Below are 15,091 nucleotides of genomic sequence, written 5' to 3'. Positions count from 1 at the left end.
GTGAGGGGTTCGGCCTTGCAGGCGTCTTGGCTCGTTTTAGGGGCGGTCGCCCTCACCCCAACCCTCTCCCAGGGGGAGAGGGAGCAAATCGGGGACAGCACCTTGAGTTGGCGCATCAAAGTCCTCCCGTGGGGCGCAGGACCATGTGGCCGCTCTCGAGATCGAGCTCGGAGCGCAGGATGAATTCGATGGGATAGGGCACCGACCACAGCGTGCCGCGGATCTCGAGCGCGAGCAGGTTGTGGTGCTCCAGGTCGGTGGCATCGGTGACGCAGCGCACGTCGATGCTGTCCTTCATGATGCGCGGCTCGAAGTCGATGATGGCGGTGCGGATGGCAGCCTCCACATCCGCGAAGTCGACCTCCGACATGCGCCCGCCGGCCCAGCCGCGCACGCCGTAGTTGACGACCGAGCGCCGCGCACGCGGCATGGCGTTGATGGTGTGGCCGGCGCCAAAGTTGGTGGTGTTGAGCAGCCACTGCAGATCGCGCAGCACCGAATCGCGCAGCAGCTTGCCGCTCATCAGGAACGCGCCCGCGCGCTCCTGGCGGCTTTGCGGCTGCTTGTCGGTCAGGCGGTCGAGCAGCACCGGTTGCAGGCGGTCTCGTGCAACGCTCTCTTGCTGGTCGCCGTCGGCCTCCATGGCCGGGCGGCTGGCGGGCAGTACGGAACTCACTGCGCGGCACTCTCTGCAGGAGCGAACTCCACGAGCCGGATATCGAGCAGCGAATGGTCGCCGGCTTCGCTGATCAATGTGCGCTGGCCGATGCCGGCGTACTGTTCTTCGCCGGCCAGCGGCTGCCAGTCGGTGCGTCGGCCCAGCATGGTTTCATCGTCGAGCGCATCGAGCGCGCCCGGGTAGCGGACCGGCACCAGGCCGTTGAGTCCGCGGCCGTCCTGCAGCACGATCTCGGCCGGCGCCCAGAGCAGGTCGACCAGATGCTGCGGGCGGGAAAACTTGAGGCGCCGCACCGCCGGCAGCGGCAGCCATGCATAGCCCGAAGGCGTGAGAAGTTCGAGCACCGCGCCAATGCGCACGTCGCCGTCGCACAGCCAGCCGAACTCGATGCTTTCCACAGGCTCGCCATCGATGGCCTGCGCGGTACGCACATCGGACCGGTCGACGCAGCTCAAGGTGCCTTGCAATCCGGGCGCAGCCAGCCGCGCGCCTTCGCGCAGGTCAGCCGCTTCGATGGCGCGCTCGAACGGCAGCGCCGCGGCGGCCACCAGCCCCGCGACCCAGTCGGCCTCGCCGGCAATGATGGCGGGCGCACGGCCGCCATTCCAGAAATCGGTTCGGTGGCGCTCGCCTGCCAGTGCCATCGCGCAGGTGGCGCTGGCGGGAGCAAAAGAAGGATCGATCTTCGCGGCCAGCTTGAGCTGGTCTTCAGCCCGCTGCCACTCGCCCCGGAGCGCAAGAAAGTGGCCGAGGGCAAGCCGCAGGCTGGCGTTCTGGGGACTCGCGCGAATCTGCCGCTGTACCCATTCGGTGTGCTCGGCCACGGAGCGCTCGCCCAGCACTGCAAACCCATCGCCCATGAAACTTCCTCATTGACTCGCGCACGGCCCGAGGCCGCCGGTGAATATCTGCGGGTGACCGGCCTGCGGCGCGCCGCAAAAAAAGCGGCGCGCGCAGGTCAGCCGGGATCGCGGGAAATCAGGATTCCCGGTTTTCCTTGATGTTCCAGGCCAGCACGGTTTCGGCGCCCTTGCCGCCCTTGTCCGTCTGTTCCCAGTACTGCTGCTTCACCTTGGCGGCCTGGAACGCGAACTGCACCAGCACCGCATCGCCACTCTGCTCAGCCGTGTACTGCACCGAGGTCACCAGCACTTCTTCCAGCGTGACGCGCGTGTATTCGATCTGCGAGCCACCGGCCTTGCACAACGACACCTCGACCTTGCTCAGGTGCTTGCCGCTGGCGCAGTTCTTCATGACGGACGGGGCCGCCTTGTCGATGCGCGCAAGAACCTGCAGGTCATTGAAGCTCGCCTTGCCCACACCGCCGCCACCGCCGCTGACCATGTTTCCAGGCTGCGTCGCTCCCCATGCAAACGACTTGATATCCGTCCAGTCCTTATGGTTCGAGTCCTTGGATTCGCCGTTTGCGCCCTCGACGCGCATGAACATGTCTACTGCCATGATTAACCCCCAAAGTTATATATGCCCGATTGCGGGACACCGTTGAACTAGCTGCTGTCCTTCTTGTTGGATGGCAGCTTCGAAACCAGCCGCAACGACACCGTCAGCCCTTCGAGCTGATAGTGCGGCCGGAGAAAAAACTTGGCGGCGTAGTAGCCCGGGTTGTCCTCGATGGCTTCCACCTGGACCTCCGCCGCCGCCAGCGGCTTCATTGCCTTCGTGTCCTGGGACGACGTGCCTGGGCTGCCGTCCACGTAATTCATGATCCAGTCGTTGAGCCAGCGCTCCATGTCCTCGCGCTCGCGGAACGAACCGATCTTGTCGCGCACGATGCACTTCAGGTAGTGCGCGAAGCGGCAGCATGCAAACAGGTACGGCAGGCGCGCCGCCAGGTTGGCGTTGGCCGTGGCGTCGGCGTCGTAGTACTCGGCCGGCTGCTGCAGCGACTGCGCGCCGATGAAGGCCGCGAAGTCGGAGTTCTTGCGGTGCACCAGCGGCATGAATCCGTTCTTGGCCAGCTCGGCCTCGCGTCGGTCGCTGATGGCGATCTCGGTCGGGCACTTCATGTCCACGCCGCCGTCGTCGGTCGGGAAGGTGTGCGTGGGCAGGTTCTCGACCGCGCCGCCCGACTCCACGCCGCGAATGGAGGTGCACCAGCCGTACTGCTTGAACGAGCGGTTGATGTTCACGCCCATGGCGTAGGCCGAGTTGGCCCAGGTGTAGCGGTTGTGCAGGGCCGAGTCGGTTTCTTCCTCGAACTCGAACTCGTCGACCGGGTTGGTGCGCGCGCCGTACGGCAGGCGTGCCAGGAAGCGCGGCATGGCCAGGCCGATGTAGCGCGCGTCTTCCGACTCGCGCAGCGACCGCCATGCGGTGTGCTCGGTGTTCTGGAAGATCTTGGTCAGGTCGCGCGGGTTCGAGAGTTCCTGCCACGAGTCCATCTGCATCACGGTGGGCGATGCGCCGGCAATGAAGGGGCAGTGCGCGGCCGCGGCGATCTTCGCCATTTCGCCGAGCATCTCGACATCGGGCGGGCTGTGGTCGAAGTGGAAGTCGCCGATCAGCGCGCCGAAGGGCTCGCCGCCGAACTGGCCGTACTCGTGCTCGTAGATCTTCTTGAACAGCGGGCTCTGGTCCCAGCCGATGCCCTTGTGGCGCTTGAGCGAGCGCGCCACTTCGCGCTTCGACGCGCACATCACGCGGATCTTGAGCTGCTCGTCGGTCTCGGTGTTGTTGACCAGGTAGTGCAGGCCGCGCCATGCGCCTTCGAGCTGCTGGAAGTCGTCGTGATGGAGGATCTGGTTGATCTGCTCCGAGAGCTTGCGGTCGATCTCGGTGATGATCGCCTGCACGGTCCGGTAGGCGTCGTTGGAGATGGTGACGGTGCTTTCGAGCGCCTGCACCGCCAGCGTCTTGACGGCGCTCTGCACCGCCTCGCGGGCCTGGTCGGTCTTGGGCTTGAACTCTCGCTGCAGCAGGTCGGAGAACTCGTTGGGCTCGAGCGCCTCGATGGTGGCGGTCTGCGCGCGCGCTGCTGTCTGTTTGGATGCGGTGCTCATGGTGGAGGTCCTGTCGGCTTACTCGGAAGAATTGCCGGGAGCGCCCGACTTCTCGTTCGCCGCTTCCACCGCCTTGGCCACGGCGGGATTGGGTGCGGAGGCGAGCGACTTGAGCAGCTCCGGGTTCTGCAGCGCCTGGGCAATCAGCTGCTCGGCGCCGTTCTTGCCGTCCATGTAGGACAGCAGGTTGGAAAGCTCGGTGCGTGCTTCGAGCAAGTGCTGCAGCGCGCCCACCTGGCGTGCAATGCGCGCGGGCGAGAAGTCGTCCATGCTGTCGAAGGTGATGTCGACATTCATCTGGCCCTCGCCCGTGAGCGTGTTGGGCACCTGGAAGGCCACGCGCGGCTTGATCGACTTCATGCGGTCGTCGAAGTTGTCGATGTCCACGGCCATGAAATCGCGATCGGCGAGATCGGGCATCGGGTCGACCTGCTTGCCCGCGAGATCGGCGATCACGCCCATCACGAAGGGCAGCTGGATCTTGCGTTCGCTGCCGTAGATCTCGACGTCGTACTCGATCTGCACGCGCGGCGCCCGGTTGCGCGCGATGAACTTCTGACCACTGTTTCTGACACGGTTGTCTGCCATAAGCTTCCTCTTGAATCTCTGTGCGTGTGGGTCGGACCTGCCCTGACTGTCTGTCCTTGTGTTCTTGCGCTGCCGCCTGCCTCGCTATTCGGCGGTGCTGCTGCCGAGCGAACGTCCCGCCAGGCTCTCTATCTTCTGCAAGCCCTCGGGTACGAGTTCTTCGATGATCTGGAAGAAGTTGAGGTCCAGCAGTCTTTGCGCTCTTCGGATGAGCATCGGTGCCGGGTGGCTGGGCTCGGTGCGTTCCATGTATTGGCACGCCTTTTCCAGCAACACCTGCACATCATCACGATTCGATATTTCAATATCTTTAATGCTTGCTACCCGCTGGCCGGACGCGCCGCTCGGGGAGCCCGCGATGCCCTGTCCCGCCGATGCCGTCGCTTGCGCCGGCTCGCTGCCGCTCTCGGCCTTCAATGCTTCGGCCGGCGCCGGCTGCGCCTGCTCGGGCAGCAGCTGGACCACGGTGCGCAGCGAGCGTTCGAGACGCGAGAAGTCAGGCGCCCAGCTTTGCCCCAGCGCGCGTTCCGAGGTCTCGCGAATCCGCTGCAGCAACTCCAGCGCCGCATGCAATGCCATCACCGGCGCTGCCGTTTTTTCCTGCGCGCGGCGCGCCACTTCCCGCAGCCGGCCGATGCCGCCCGGGTAATCGATCTGGTCGGCCTTGCTTGAATCAAGCAGTGCCTCGACCTGCCGCAGGCTCATCGATGCGCCATCCTCGAGCAGACGTGCGTCGCGCACGCTGCGTCCGAGTCCCTCGGCTTCGGCCAATGCAGCCAGCGCATTCATGCGCGGCAGCGGGTCTTCGAAATCGCCATCGACCACGCGCGGATGCACGTCGTCCCAATACTTTTGCAGGATGCCGTCCACCACGCGCAACCCATCGACATAGCCGGGAAGGCCGCGGCTCTCGGTCCACGCCAGCGTCAGCAGAACCAGCACGCGTACGTCGAGCGTGCGTTGGCACAGCTGCTTTGCAATGCGCTCGACACGGGCCCAGTCGGGTGGCTCCGCGGGAATGATGGTGGAGCCGAACTGCTGCTCCCGCTTTCCTGTCGCAGCCTGCTGCAGCGCCATGAAGTCGGGGTCGTATTCGAGGTCTTCGCCGCACGGTAGCGGGCCTTCAACAGGCGACTGCAATAGTTCTATCTCGCTCGGCGACAACCCCATCTCCCTTTTATTAATAACCATCAACAATGGTTATCTTGAGGGGAACGCGAAGCGCGGTCAACAGCAACACATTGCTACGTGCCGCCTATGAATCACAAAGGAGTACAACTCCTTTTAAAGCGTAGAAAGAACGTTTACAGCAGTCCGCGGCTCGCAAGATTGCGCATCAGCGCACTGAGGCCAAAAGTCCACCGTGGTGCTTTATCCGAATGGACCACGCGGTTCACGAGTGCGCCGAGTTCCGGTGCTGCGATGCGCACGCGGTCGCCGACGACGTGCGTGAATCCTTGCCCAGGACCATGACGGTCTTGTGTCGGCGCGAACATCGTGCCGAGGAAAAGCATGAAGCCGTCGGGATAGTCATGGTGCGCGCCGATGGCTTGCGAGACCAGGTCGAGCGGATCGCGGCTGATCTTTGCGAGCGAGCTCGAGCCCTCGAGCGTGAAGCCTTCGGGCCCCGTCACTTCGAGTGCCACCGTGATGCGGCGCACATCGTCGATGCCGAAATGCGCATCGAACAAACGGATGAACGGACCGATGGCGCAGGAGGCGTTGTTGTCCTTGGCCTTGCCGAGCAGCAACGCGCTGCGGCCTTCGAAGTCGCGCAGGTTGACGTCGTTGCCAAGCGCGGCGCCGAGTGTCTCGCCGCGGCTGTTGACCGCGAGCACGACCTCGGGCTCGGGGTTGTTCCACACCGATGCGGCATGAATGCCCACGTCGGCACCGGTGCCCACGGCCGAGAGAACCGGCGCCTTGGTGAAGATCTCGGCGTCGGGCCCGATGCCGACTTCGAGGTACTGCGACCATGCGCCCTGCCCGATCAAGACCTCCTTGACCTTCGCGGCTTCGGCCGAGCCGGGCACGATGCCCGCAAGGTTGTCGCCGAGCACGCCGCTGAGCGCCGCGCGCGTGGCCTCGGCGCGCGATGCATCGCCGCGCGCCTGCTCTTCGATCACGCGCTCGAGCAGGCTCTCGACAAAGGTCACGCCGCTGGCCTTGACGGCCTGCAGGTCGCAGGGCGCGAGCAGCCATGGCTTCGCTTCGTCGCGCGCAGTCGCGTCGCTGTTGGCGAGCACGGCGGCCAGCTCGGCGATGCGCGGGGCCTTGCCGGCAGTCACCGCATCGCGCACGCTGGCCGAAGGAGACTCGGCGCGTTCGAGCAAGTCGCTCATGGTCGGCGCCAGCCGGGAGAGATCGTGCAAGCCGCCCTCATGCACCGCCACGAGAACGGGGCCCACGCCGGGCTGCCAGATGCGGCCGACGAGTGTGGCGCGCTCGGCGTCGCGGGGAAGGCTGGTGGCGGTGGAAAGATCGAGGGGCATGTTGTCTCCGGAGGCGCTTGTGGTTCAGGGAACGGACATTCTGAATGAATGTCTGCCTTGCCGCTGCCGGGCCGGAGACTGGTGCGCTATTCGGCGCCATGGCCGCGGGCCGCGCGCACGCGCGCCACTTCGGCCGGCAGGTTCTTCCACGCCGGCTCCTGCGGTGCGAAGCGCGCGCGCATGTAGCCCACGAGTTCGGCAATCTGGCGGTCGTCGAGCGCATCGCGGAACGCCGGCATGAAGCCGATACCCTGGCTCGCGGGCTCGCGCACGCCATCGAGAATGGTGCGCAGCAGGTTGTCGGGCCGCGCGCTCGTGAGGTTGCTGTTGAGCGCGAGCGGCGTGTTCACGCCGAGCAGCGTGGGGCCGTCGCCGTCGTGATGGCACGAGGCGCAGGCACTGTCGAACATGCGCGGCGCGGGGCCGAGCAGCTTGCCCTGCGTGCGCGCGGCGGTGTCGACCACCTGCTGTGCCACGGCCTGCGGCTCGGCTGCCGGCGCCGGATTGAAAGACGCGAGGTAGGTGGCCATGGCGCGCACGTCGGCATCTGGCACCTCTGCGAGTTCACGCACCACCTCCGCCATGGGGCCGCCGGCCATGCCATGGCGCTGCGTATGGCCTTGGCGCAGGTAGCGGTACAACTCGTCGGCGTCCCATGGCACGGCCGACTTCGAAAGGCCGGTGAGCGCCGGTGCCTCCCAACCGTCGACCATGGCGCCCGACAAGAATGCGCTGCCGCCCTGCTCCGCGCCGAGCGCGTTGCGCGGCGTGTGGCACGCGCCGCAGTGGCCGAGGCCGTTGACGAGGTAGGCGCCGCGGTTCCATTCCGCGCTTTGCGTGGCCACCGGCTGCAAGGGCGCCGTATCGTGGAAGAGCGCGTTCCATCCGGCCATCAACGGACGCATGCTGAACGGAAACTTCAGCTCGGCCTTCGGCGTTTCGGCGCGCACCGCGGGCATCGACATGAAGTAGGCGTAGAGCGCCTGCAGGTCGTCGTCGCTGGTCTTGGCGAATGCCGTGTACGGAAATGCCGGGTACAGGTGATGGCCGTCGCGCGAGACACCTTCGCGCATCGCGCGCTGGAAAGCGCTGAACGACCAGCGGCCCAGACCGGTGTCGGCATCGGGCGTGAGGTTGGTGGTGTAGAGCGTGCCGAAGGGCGTCTCCATCGCGCGGCCGCCCGCGTTAGGTGTGCCGCCCGGTGCGGTGTGGCACACGGCGCAGTCGCCGAGCGCGGCCAGCACGCGGCCGCGTTCGATGGTGGCTTCGCTGTAGACCGGGGCGCTGAGCGAGACGGGGGCGATGGAAGAGCGCCAGCCGAGCAGGCCGGCGACGAGGCCGATGCCGCCGATGAAGAGGGCGGCGCCGGTGGCGAGGAGGCCCTTGCGCTGCGGCCAGGCTGCATTGCTCCTTCTCCCTCTGGGAGAAGGTTGGGATGAGGGTGCGACGGCGTCCCCGTTCAAAGGCCGCTCGCCCTCACCCCAACCCTCTCCCGGAGGGAGAGGGGGCAAATCCGCGGTCAAGGGACTGAGCGCAGCCAGCACCTTCTCCGGCGTGAACGGCGGCTCCCGAAACCGCACCCCCGTCGCATCGAAGATCGCATTTGCAATGGCCGCCGTTCCCGGCACCGAAGACGACTCGCCCGCCCCCAGCGAAGGCTCGCCAGGCCTTGGCATATGCATGATCTCGACCACCGGCACGTCGCGGAAGTTGATGATCGGATAACTGCCCCATTCGCGGCTCGCGACCACGCCCGAGGGCAGCACGCCGGGCAGTTGCGGACCACCCTTTGCAGCGCCCTGCTGCGGCGCGAACTGCACCTCTTCCTTGAGCGCGCGGCTGGTGGTCTGGATCACGTTGCCGTGTACCTGGTGCTCGACGCCCGCGGGGTTGATCACGAGCCCCGCGTCGTGCCCCACCACCACGCGGCGCACGTGCACTTCGCCAGTCTTGCGGTTGACCTCGACGTCGGCCACCCATGCAGCCCAGGCGGCGCCGAAGCCGGGCCACTTGCTGTGGATGTAGCGCGCATAGGCAAAGCCTTGGCCGAAGAGAATGTCGCCGCCCTCGCCCAGCCCGCCGTCGGCGTTCTCCTCTGGGCCGGTGCGCATGCGCCAGCCGGCTTTCTGCGCGGTGGCCTGCACGAGCTCGACGGCGCGCGGATCATCCAGGTGGCGCAGGCGGAACTGCACCGGATCGACGCCAGCCGCGGTGGCCAGCTCGTCGATGTACGACTCGTGCGCGAACGAACTCGGCAACGCCGACACGCCGCGCAGCCACGAGGCGCGCACGATCGGCGCCATGTCGTTGACCTTCACGCGCAGGTTGTCGACGCTGTAGGGTGGACGCGCCGTGCGGTCGCCCATCTCGAAGGCCTGCGCCGCCGGTTCGATGGTGCGCGTGAGTAGCAGCGCGAGCGTGGGCGCACCGTTCGACGGGTACGAGGTCTCGAAATCGTAGGCCGCGATGCGCCCATCGGCCATGAGGCCGCCATCCACTTCCATCAGTTGCGCGGCGCCCTTGGGCTCCCAGGCGTGCTCCTGTTCGCGCGTGAGCTGCACGCGCACCGGCGCGCCCACGGCGCGGGCAAGCAGTGCGGCGTCGGCCGCCACGTCGTCGGCACCATTGCGGCCGTAGCAGCCCGCGGCTTCCATGCGGATGACGTCGACCTGCACGTCGTCCACACCCATGAGCTTTGCAAGATCGGCGCGCAGCACGTGGGGATTCTGCGAGCCGGCCCAGCAGCGCAGGACAATGCCCCCACGCTCCCCCACTGCGTGTGGGTCGCTGCCCCCCGAAGGGGGCGCGTTCCGCCTTGGGAGCGGCCCGGCGGCGGAACCGACGCCGCCGCCATCCTGCGGTTGCCATTCGGCGAGCGCGCACGAAGGTCCGATGGACGCGTGCATCTGGTAGGGCCACACGTAGGTGCGATGCATCGGCTGCGCGGCCGCGGCGATCGCACCATCGACGTCGCCTTCATCGACCAGCAGGCGCTGCGTCGAGGGGTTGTCGCGCAGGGCCTGCGCCAGGTCGGAAAGGTCCGGCATGCCGGGCCAGCTTTTCCACGTGACGCGCAGTTGGCGCAGCGCCTGCTCGGCGTGCTCTTCGCGCTCGGCCACGATGCCGACGAAGTCGCGGATCACCACCACCGCGCGGATGCCGGGAATGTGCGCAATCGACGATTCGTCCACCGCTTCGAGCGTGTTGCCGATGAAGTCGCCATGGTCCGCACCGGCATATGGTGGTCGCACCACCCGGCCGTGCAGCATGCCGGGCACCCGCATGTCGTGCACGAAGACGCTCTCGCCCGCGAGCTTGGCGGGAATGTCCACGCGCGCCTGGCGCGTGCCGACGATGCGGTAGTCGGACGGGTGCTTGAGCTCGGCGGCGGGGTCGAGCCGCAGCACGGTGCGCTGCCCCGCGATCAGCTCGGCATAGTCGACGTGGCGATCGGGCTCATCGGCCACGCGCACCACGCCGTTGCGCACCTGCAGCGCGTCCACCGGCATGCCGAGCCGCTCGGCCGCGCGCGCAAGCAGCCATGCACGCGCCTGCGCGGCGGCCAGGCGCAGCGGCTGCGAATGGATCTGGATCGAGGCGCTTGCGATGGTTGCGCCCTGGTTGGGCGCGCGTGCGGTATCGCCGAGCATCATGCGCACGCAGGGCATGCCGAGGTCGAGCTCTTCGGCCACGATCTGCGCCAACGCGGTCTGGATGCCGGTGCCCAGATCGACGTGGCCGTTGAGCGCCGACGCGCTGCCGTCGTCCCACACCGCAAGCAGGATTTCGTCGCCCTCGATGGGGTTCCCCGCGACGGCCGTGGGCTGGCCCTTGGCGGGGGGTGGTGCGGGCGGCGTCTCGCGCACCACCAGCAGCACGCCGTTGGCCGAGAGAAACTCCGCGCGCGTCTGCGGGAGATCGGCGCGTCGAGTCACGGTTTCTGCCCCCTCTCCCTGTCTTGCTCCCTCTCCCTGTCTTGCTCCCTCTCCCTCTGGGAGAGGGCTGGGGTGAGGGCCGGCGGCGATGGCTGGAGCCGTGCTTGTGCGAAGGCCGCCGCCCTCACCCTAGCCCTCTCCCGGAGGGAGAGGGGACAAGACAAGCGGCTCATGGACGCACCATTTCGCGCATACGTACCGCGGCCCGCTGCACCGCATCCAGAATTTCGATATGCGTTCCGCAGCGGCACAGGTTGCCCGAGAGTTCGCTGCGGATGCGCGCCTCGCTCGCATGCGGATCGCGCGCGAGCAGCGCCGCGGCCTGCATCACCATGCCGTTGAGGCAATAGCCGCACTGCGCAGCCTGGGCGTCTTCAAAGGCAGCCTGTACTGGATGCCAGTGGCCGCGCGTGCCAAGACCTTCAAGCGTAGTGACCGCGCGGCCCGCCACGCCATGCGCGGGAATCACGCAGGCACGAGCCGCCACGCCATCGACATGCACGGTGCAGGCGCCGCACTGGCCGAGGCCGCAACCGTACTTTGGCCCGTTCAGGCCGAGGTCGTTGCGCAGCAGGTGCAGCAGCGTGGCCTCGCGCGGCACGCCCGGAATCGAACAGGCCTGGCCGTTGACCTGCAATTGCAGCGGCTCAGCGCCGCAGCTGTCCGTCACGGGTGTACATCTCCAGGTCCACGAAGGTCGAGCCGTTGTGGTTCTTCGCGCTGTACTCGACCGGGAAATCGCCGAAGCGCGTGTTGCCGATGCTTTCGAGCCCCGCGATGAAGCTGTCGCGCGTGAGCGTCTTGCCCGCGCGGCGCAGGCCTTCGACCATCACGCGCGAGGCGATGTAGCCTTCGAGCGCCGTGTAGCCGTCGATCTTCTCGCCGAACTCGGCGCGGTCGCGCTGGTAGTCGGCCACGATGGGCACGCGCAGTGCTTCCGGCGGCGGCACGATGCTGGCCGTGACCAGGCCCGCGAGCTTGCCTTCGAGACGCTTGGCGGAACCCGTCGCATCGGTGATGCCGACCGACAGCGTGTAGAGCGGCGCCGCGCCGCCGTTCGCACGGTAGTCGCGCATGAAGACCTCGACCATGCGCCCCGCCATGATCATCACGACCGCGCCAGGCTTGGCTTCGGCCAGTCCGGCGACGACCTGCTTGGCGTCTTCGGCGGTAATGGCCAGCGGCAGCGATTTCACGACCTGCACCTTGTATTCGGCGGCGAGCTTCTCGCAGGTGGCGAGGTTCGACTTGCCGAAGGCGCTGTCCTGGTAGACCACGGCAATCGACGAGAGGCTGATGGTCGAAAGATGGCTGATGATCTTGCGCAGCTCGAGGTCGTAGCCGGCACGTACGTGAAACAGCAGGCGGTTGACCTTGGCGCGAAACGAGCTGGTGCCCACCAGCGGCGCGAACATGGGAACGCCCGCCTTCTCGGCCAGCGGCATCGCCGCCGCGAGGTTGCCGGTGGCTACGAAGCCCGCGAGCGCGAAGACCTTGTCCTCGTCGATCAGCTTGGCCGTGTTGAGGGCCGTCTTCGCGGGGTCGTAGGCATCGTCGTACGAGACGAGTTCGATCTTGCGGCCGTTGATGCCACCGGATTTGTTGGTCCGGTCGAAATAGAGCTTGATACCCGCGCGGTAATCGACGCCGAAGTCCTTGGCCGGACCGCTGAACACGGCCGACTGGCCGATGCGGATGAGGCTGTCGGTGACGCCGTTATCGGCGCGCGCCGAACGTAGAAGACCAGGACCCATTGCCAGGGCTGCGCCGCCCGCCACCAGGGCGCGCCTTGAAATCGAAATCGTCATGCGTCGTCAAGCTCTTTGCTGTCGTTGTGGTTGCGAAGGTGGTGATTGTGGCGGCAGAGAAGGTGCTCAGGCCGCCTGGATGTCCGAGGACTGGATGCGCTTGACGCCCTTGGCCGTCATCTGCTTCCATGCCGCGGCGAGCGAGCCATTGAGGTCGATGGCGCGCGTGGCATCTTCGATCACGTAGACCTCGAAGCCGGCCTTGCGCGCATCGAGCGCGGTCCATGCCACGCAGAAGTCGGTGGCCAGCCCGGCCACGTAGACCGTCTTGATGCCGCGCTGCTTGAGGTAGCCGCCCAGGCCGGTGGCGGTCTTGCGGTCAGCCTCCTCGAAGGCGGAATAACTGTCCACGCCCTTGTGGAAGCCCTTGCGGATGATGACTTGCGCGGTGGGCAGCTTCAGGTCCTTGTGCAGCGCGGCGTCGTCGGTGCCCTGCACGCAGTGGTCGGGCCAGAGCACTTGGTTGCCGTACGAGAGCTTGATGCTGCTGAACGGCTTCTGGCCGGCATGCGCGCTCGCGAACGACGCATGGCCTTGCGTGTGCCAGTCTTGCGTGACCACGATGTTCTCGAACGATTCGGCCAGCTTGTTGATCACCGGCACCACCTCGGCGCCGCCCTTGACGGGCAGCGTGCCGCCGTCGACGAAACAGTTCTGCACGTCGATGACGATCAGCGCGGACTTGTCGTTGGGCTTGAGCTTCGAGGCCGCGAACAGCGTTCCGGTCGCACCGAGCAAGCTCAATGCGGCCGTGGACTTCAGAAGGGATCTGCGGTGCGAGTCGTGCATGGTGTGTGCTCCGGTGGTTGATGAATAGGGAACGAAGGGCGCCCGCGGGCTAGACGCTCAGGTAGGCGCGGCGCACCTCTTCGTTGGCCGCGAGCTCTGCCATGGTGGCGTGGTAGCGGATCTGGCCCTTCTCGAGCACGTAGGCCCGGTCGGACACCAGCTCGGCGAAATGCATGTTCTGTTCCGACAGCAGGATGCTCACGCCCTGCGCCTTGAGCTCCAGGATCATGTTGGCCATCTGTTCGACGATGACGGGCGCCACGCCTTCCGAAGGCTCGTCCAGCAGCACCAGGTAGGGGTTGCCCATGAGCGTGCGCGCCACGGTGAGCATCTGCTGCTCGCCGCCGCTCATACGGCCGCCCGGGCGGTTGGGCATTTCGCCCAGGTTGGGAAAGAGCTTGAACAGCCGCTCAGGCGTCCACAGCGGCGCCTCGGCGCCGTCGGCCCAGCGGCGCGGCGGCTGCTTGCCGACCTCGAGATTCTCCATCACCGTGAGATCGGTGAACACGCGGCGGTCTTCAGGCACGAAACCGAGGCCGAGCTTCGCCGCGTGATGAGGCTCGCTCTTCGAGATGTCGTGGCCGAGGAAGCTGACGTTGCCCTTGCGCTTGGCGAGCATGCCGATCAGCGTCTTGAGCGTGGTCGACTTGCCCGCGCCATTGCGCCCCATGAGCGCGACGACCTCGCCACGGCGCACTTCAAGATCCACGTCGTACAGGATCTGTGCGGCGCCATACCAGGCGCACAGCGAGTTCGCCTTCAACAGGGTTTCGTGCGTGCTCATACCGTTGCTCCCACGGCCGCGTTCACTGCCGCGGCTTTTTCTGCAATCTTCTCGAAGGTCTTGCCACTGCCGAAGTACACCTCCTGCACCTTCGGGTGGTCGCGGATCTCGAGCGGCTTGCCCTGCGCAATGAGGCGGCCGCGGGCCAGCACGATCATGCGGTCGGCGTACGCGAACACCACGTCCATGCTGTGTTCGGTGAACAGCACCGCCAGGCCGCGCTGGACCACCAGCTCCTTGGTCAGCGCCATCAGCGAGTTGCGCTCCTTCGGCGCCATGCCAGCGGTGGGCTCGTCCATCAGCAGCAGCTTGGGCGCATTGGCCATCGCGATCGCAAGCTCCACGCGCTTGACGTCGCCGTAGGCAAGCTCGCTGCAGGGCCGGTCGGCCTGTGCCTTCATGCCGACCTGGTCGAGCAGCGCCAGCGCCTCGTCGCGCTTGTGGTCCGCCGCGCGGCGCCACATCGAGAACAGCTTGCCGTCGTGCGAGAGCATGGCCATCTGCACGTTCTCGGCGACGGTGAGCGATGCAAAGGTTTCGGCGATCTGGAAGGTGCGGCCCACGCCCAGGCGCCAGATGTCGCGCGGCTTCTGCCCCACGAGTTCATGGCCGTCGAACACGATCGAGCCCTGGTCGGCCTTGAGCTGGCCGTTCACCATGTTGAAGGTGGTGGACTTGCCGGCGCCATTCGGGCCGATGAGGGCGAGCAGCTCGCCTGCTTTGAGCTCGAAGCTGATGCCGTCCACGGCCTTGACGCCGCCGAACGATTTGCCGAGGTTGTCTACTTTGAGAAGGGTCATTTGGATTTACTCCCTCTCCCTTTGGGAGAGGGTTGGGGTGAGGGCGAGCGGCCTTTCTATCGCTGCCGATATTTCGATCAGTGCCGATCGTTTGCTTCCCGAGGCCGGGTGTCGCCCCGGCGGGCGACTCACTTTCTTTTGCTTCGCCAAAAGAAAGTAAGCAAAGAAAAGGCGACCCCACTGTCTGCGACCCCTG

At 66.5% G+C, this 15,091-nt stretch carries 13 protein-coding genes; all 13 read right to left on the bottom strand.

Translation table 11 applies throughout. The features are described from left to right. Positions 1–115: 115 nt before the first annotated feature. The gene (gene tssE, locus ACJ7Z0_RS16990; RefSeq protein WP_431132384.1) at positions 116–643 is read right to left on the bottom strand and encodes a type VI secretion system baseplate subunit TssE; all 528 of its coding nucleotides are present in this window, start codon (positions 641–643) and stop codon (positions 116–118) included. A gap of 29 nt (positions 644–672) precedes the next feature. Then, on the bottom strand, positions 673–1,539 hold the full coding sequence (locus tag ACJ7Z0_RS16985) for a type VI secretion system accessory protein TagJ (RefSeq protein ID WP_434790749.1): 867 nt from the start codon (positions 1,537–1,539) through the stop codon (positions 673–675). 118 nt (positions 1,540–1,657) lie between these two features. Further along, positions 1,658–2,140, bottom strand: coding sequence for an Hcp family type VI secretion system effector (locus tag ACJ7Z0_RS16980; protein ID WP_215245743.1), 483 nt, complete (start codon positions 2,138–2,140; stop codon positions 1,658–1,660). A gap of 47 nt (positions 2,141–2,187) precedes the next feature. Next, entirely contained in the window at positions 2,188–3,699 is a 1,512-nt protein-coding gene (gene tssC / locus ACJ7Z0_RS16975; RefSeq protein ID WP_431125873.1) for a type VI secretion system contractile sheath large subunit, read from the bottom strand. Between the two features lie 18 nt (positions 3,700–3,717). Further along, entirely contained in the window at positions 3,718–4,287 is a 570-nt protein-coding gene (gene tssB / locus ACJ7Z0_RS16970) for a type VI secretion system contractile sheath small subunit (protein WP_431125875.1), read from the bottom strand. Positions 4,288–4,371: 84 nt separating this feature from the next. Continuing rightward, a complete protein-coding gene (gene tssA, locus ACJ7Z0_RS16965; RefSeq protein ID WP_434790748.1) occupies positions 4,372–5,457 on the bottom strand; it encodes a type VI secretion system protein TssA in 1,086 nt (361 codons plus the stop codon). A 134-nt stretch (positions 5,458–5,591) separates the two neighbouring features. Then, positions 5,592–6,779, bottom strand: a complete 1,188-nt coding sequence (locus ACJ7Z0_RS16960) for a fumarylacetoacetate hydrolase family protein (RefSeq protein WP_434790747.1) — start codon at positions 6,777–6,779, stop codon at positions 5,592–5,594. An 86-nt stretch (positions 6,780–6,865) separates the two neighbouring features. Beyond that, complete coding sequence (locus ACJ7Z0_RS16955) at positions 6,866–10,714, bottom strand: molybdopterin cofactor-binding domain-containing protein (RefSeq protein ID WP_434790746.1); 3,849 nt, start codon at positions 10,712–10,714, stop codon at positions 6,866–6,868. 169 nt (positions 10,715–10,883) lie between these two features. Continuing rightward, complete coding sequence (locus ACJ7Z0_RS16950) at positions 10,884–11,384, bottom strand: (2Fe-2S)-binding protein (protein ID WP_434790745.1); 501 nt, start codon at positions 11,382–11,384, stop codon at positions 10,884–10,886. Beyond that, a complete protein-coding gene (locus ACJ7Z0_RS16945; protein WP_434790744.1) occupies positions 11,362–12,522 on the bottom strand; it encodes an ABC transporter substrate-binding protein in 1,161 nt (386 codons plus the stop codon). The genes ACJ7Z0_RS16950 and ACJ7Z0_RS16945 overlap by 23 nt, the downstream gene beginning before the upstream one ends. Positions 12,523–12,588: 66 nt before the next feature. After that, positions 12,589–13,311, bottom strand: a complete 723-nt coding sequence (gene pncA / locus ACJ7Z0_RS16940) for a bifunctional nicotinamidase/pyrazinamidase (protein WP_093022452.1) — start codon at positions 13,309–13,311, stop codon at positions 12,589–12,591. Between the two features lie 49 nt (positions 13,312–13,360). After that, the gene (locus ACJ7Z0_RS16935; protein WP_369653834.1) at positions 13,361–14,095 is read right to left on the bottom strand and encodes an ABC transporter ATP-binding protein; all 735 of its coding nucleotides are present in this window, start codon (positions 14,093–14,095) and stop codon (positions 13,361–13,363) included. After that, on the bottom strand, positions 14,092–14,895 hold the full coding sequence (locus ACJ7Z0_RS16930) for an ABC transporter ATP-binding protein (RefSeq protein WP_434790743.1): 804 nt from the start codon (positions 14,893–14,895) through the stop codon (positions 14,092–14,094). The genes ACJ7Z0_RS16935 and ACJ7Z0_RS16930 overlap by 4 nt, the downstream gene beginning before the upstream one ends. Between the last annotated feature and the right edge of the window lie 196 nt (positions 14,896–15,091).

Source organism: Variovorax palleresanus (assembly GCF_051144945.1).
Classification (GTDB): Bacteria; Pseudomonadota; Gammaproteobacteria; order Burkholderiales; family Burkholderiaceae_C; genus Variovorax; species Variovorax paradoxus_S.
The sequence above is the reverse complement of the archived record's forward strand: the minus strand, read 5'-3'. Positions and strand labels throughout refer to the sequence as shown.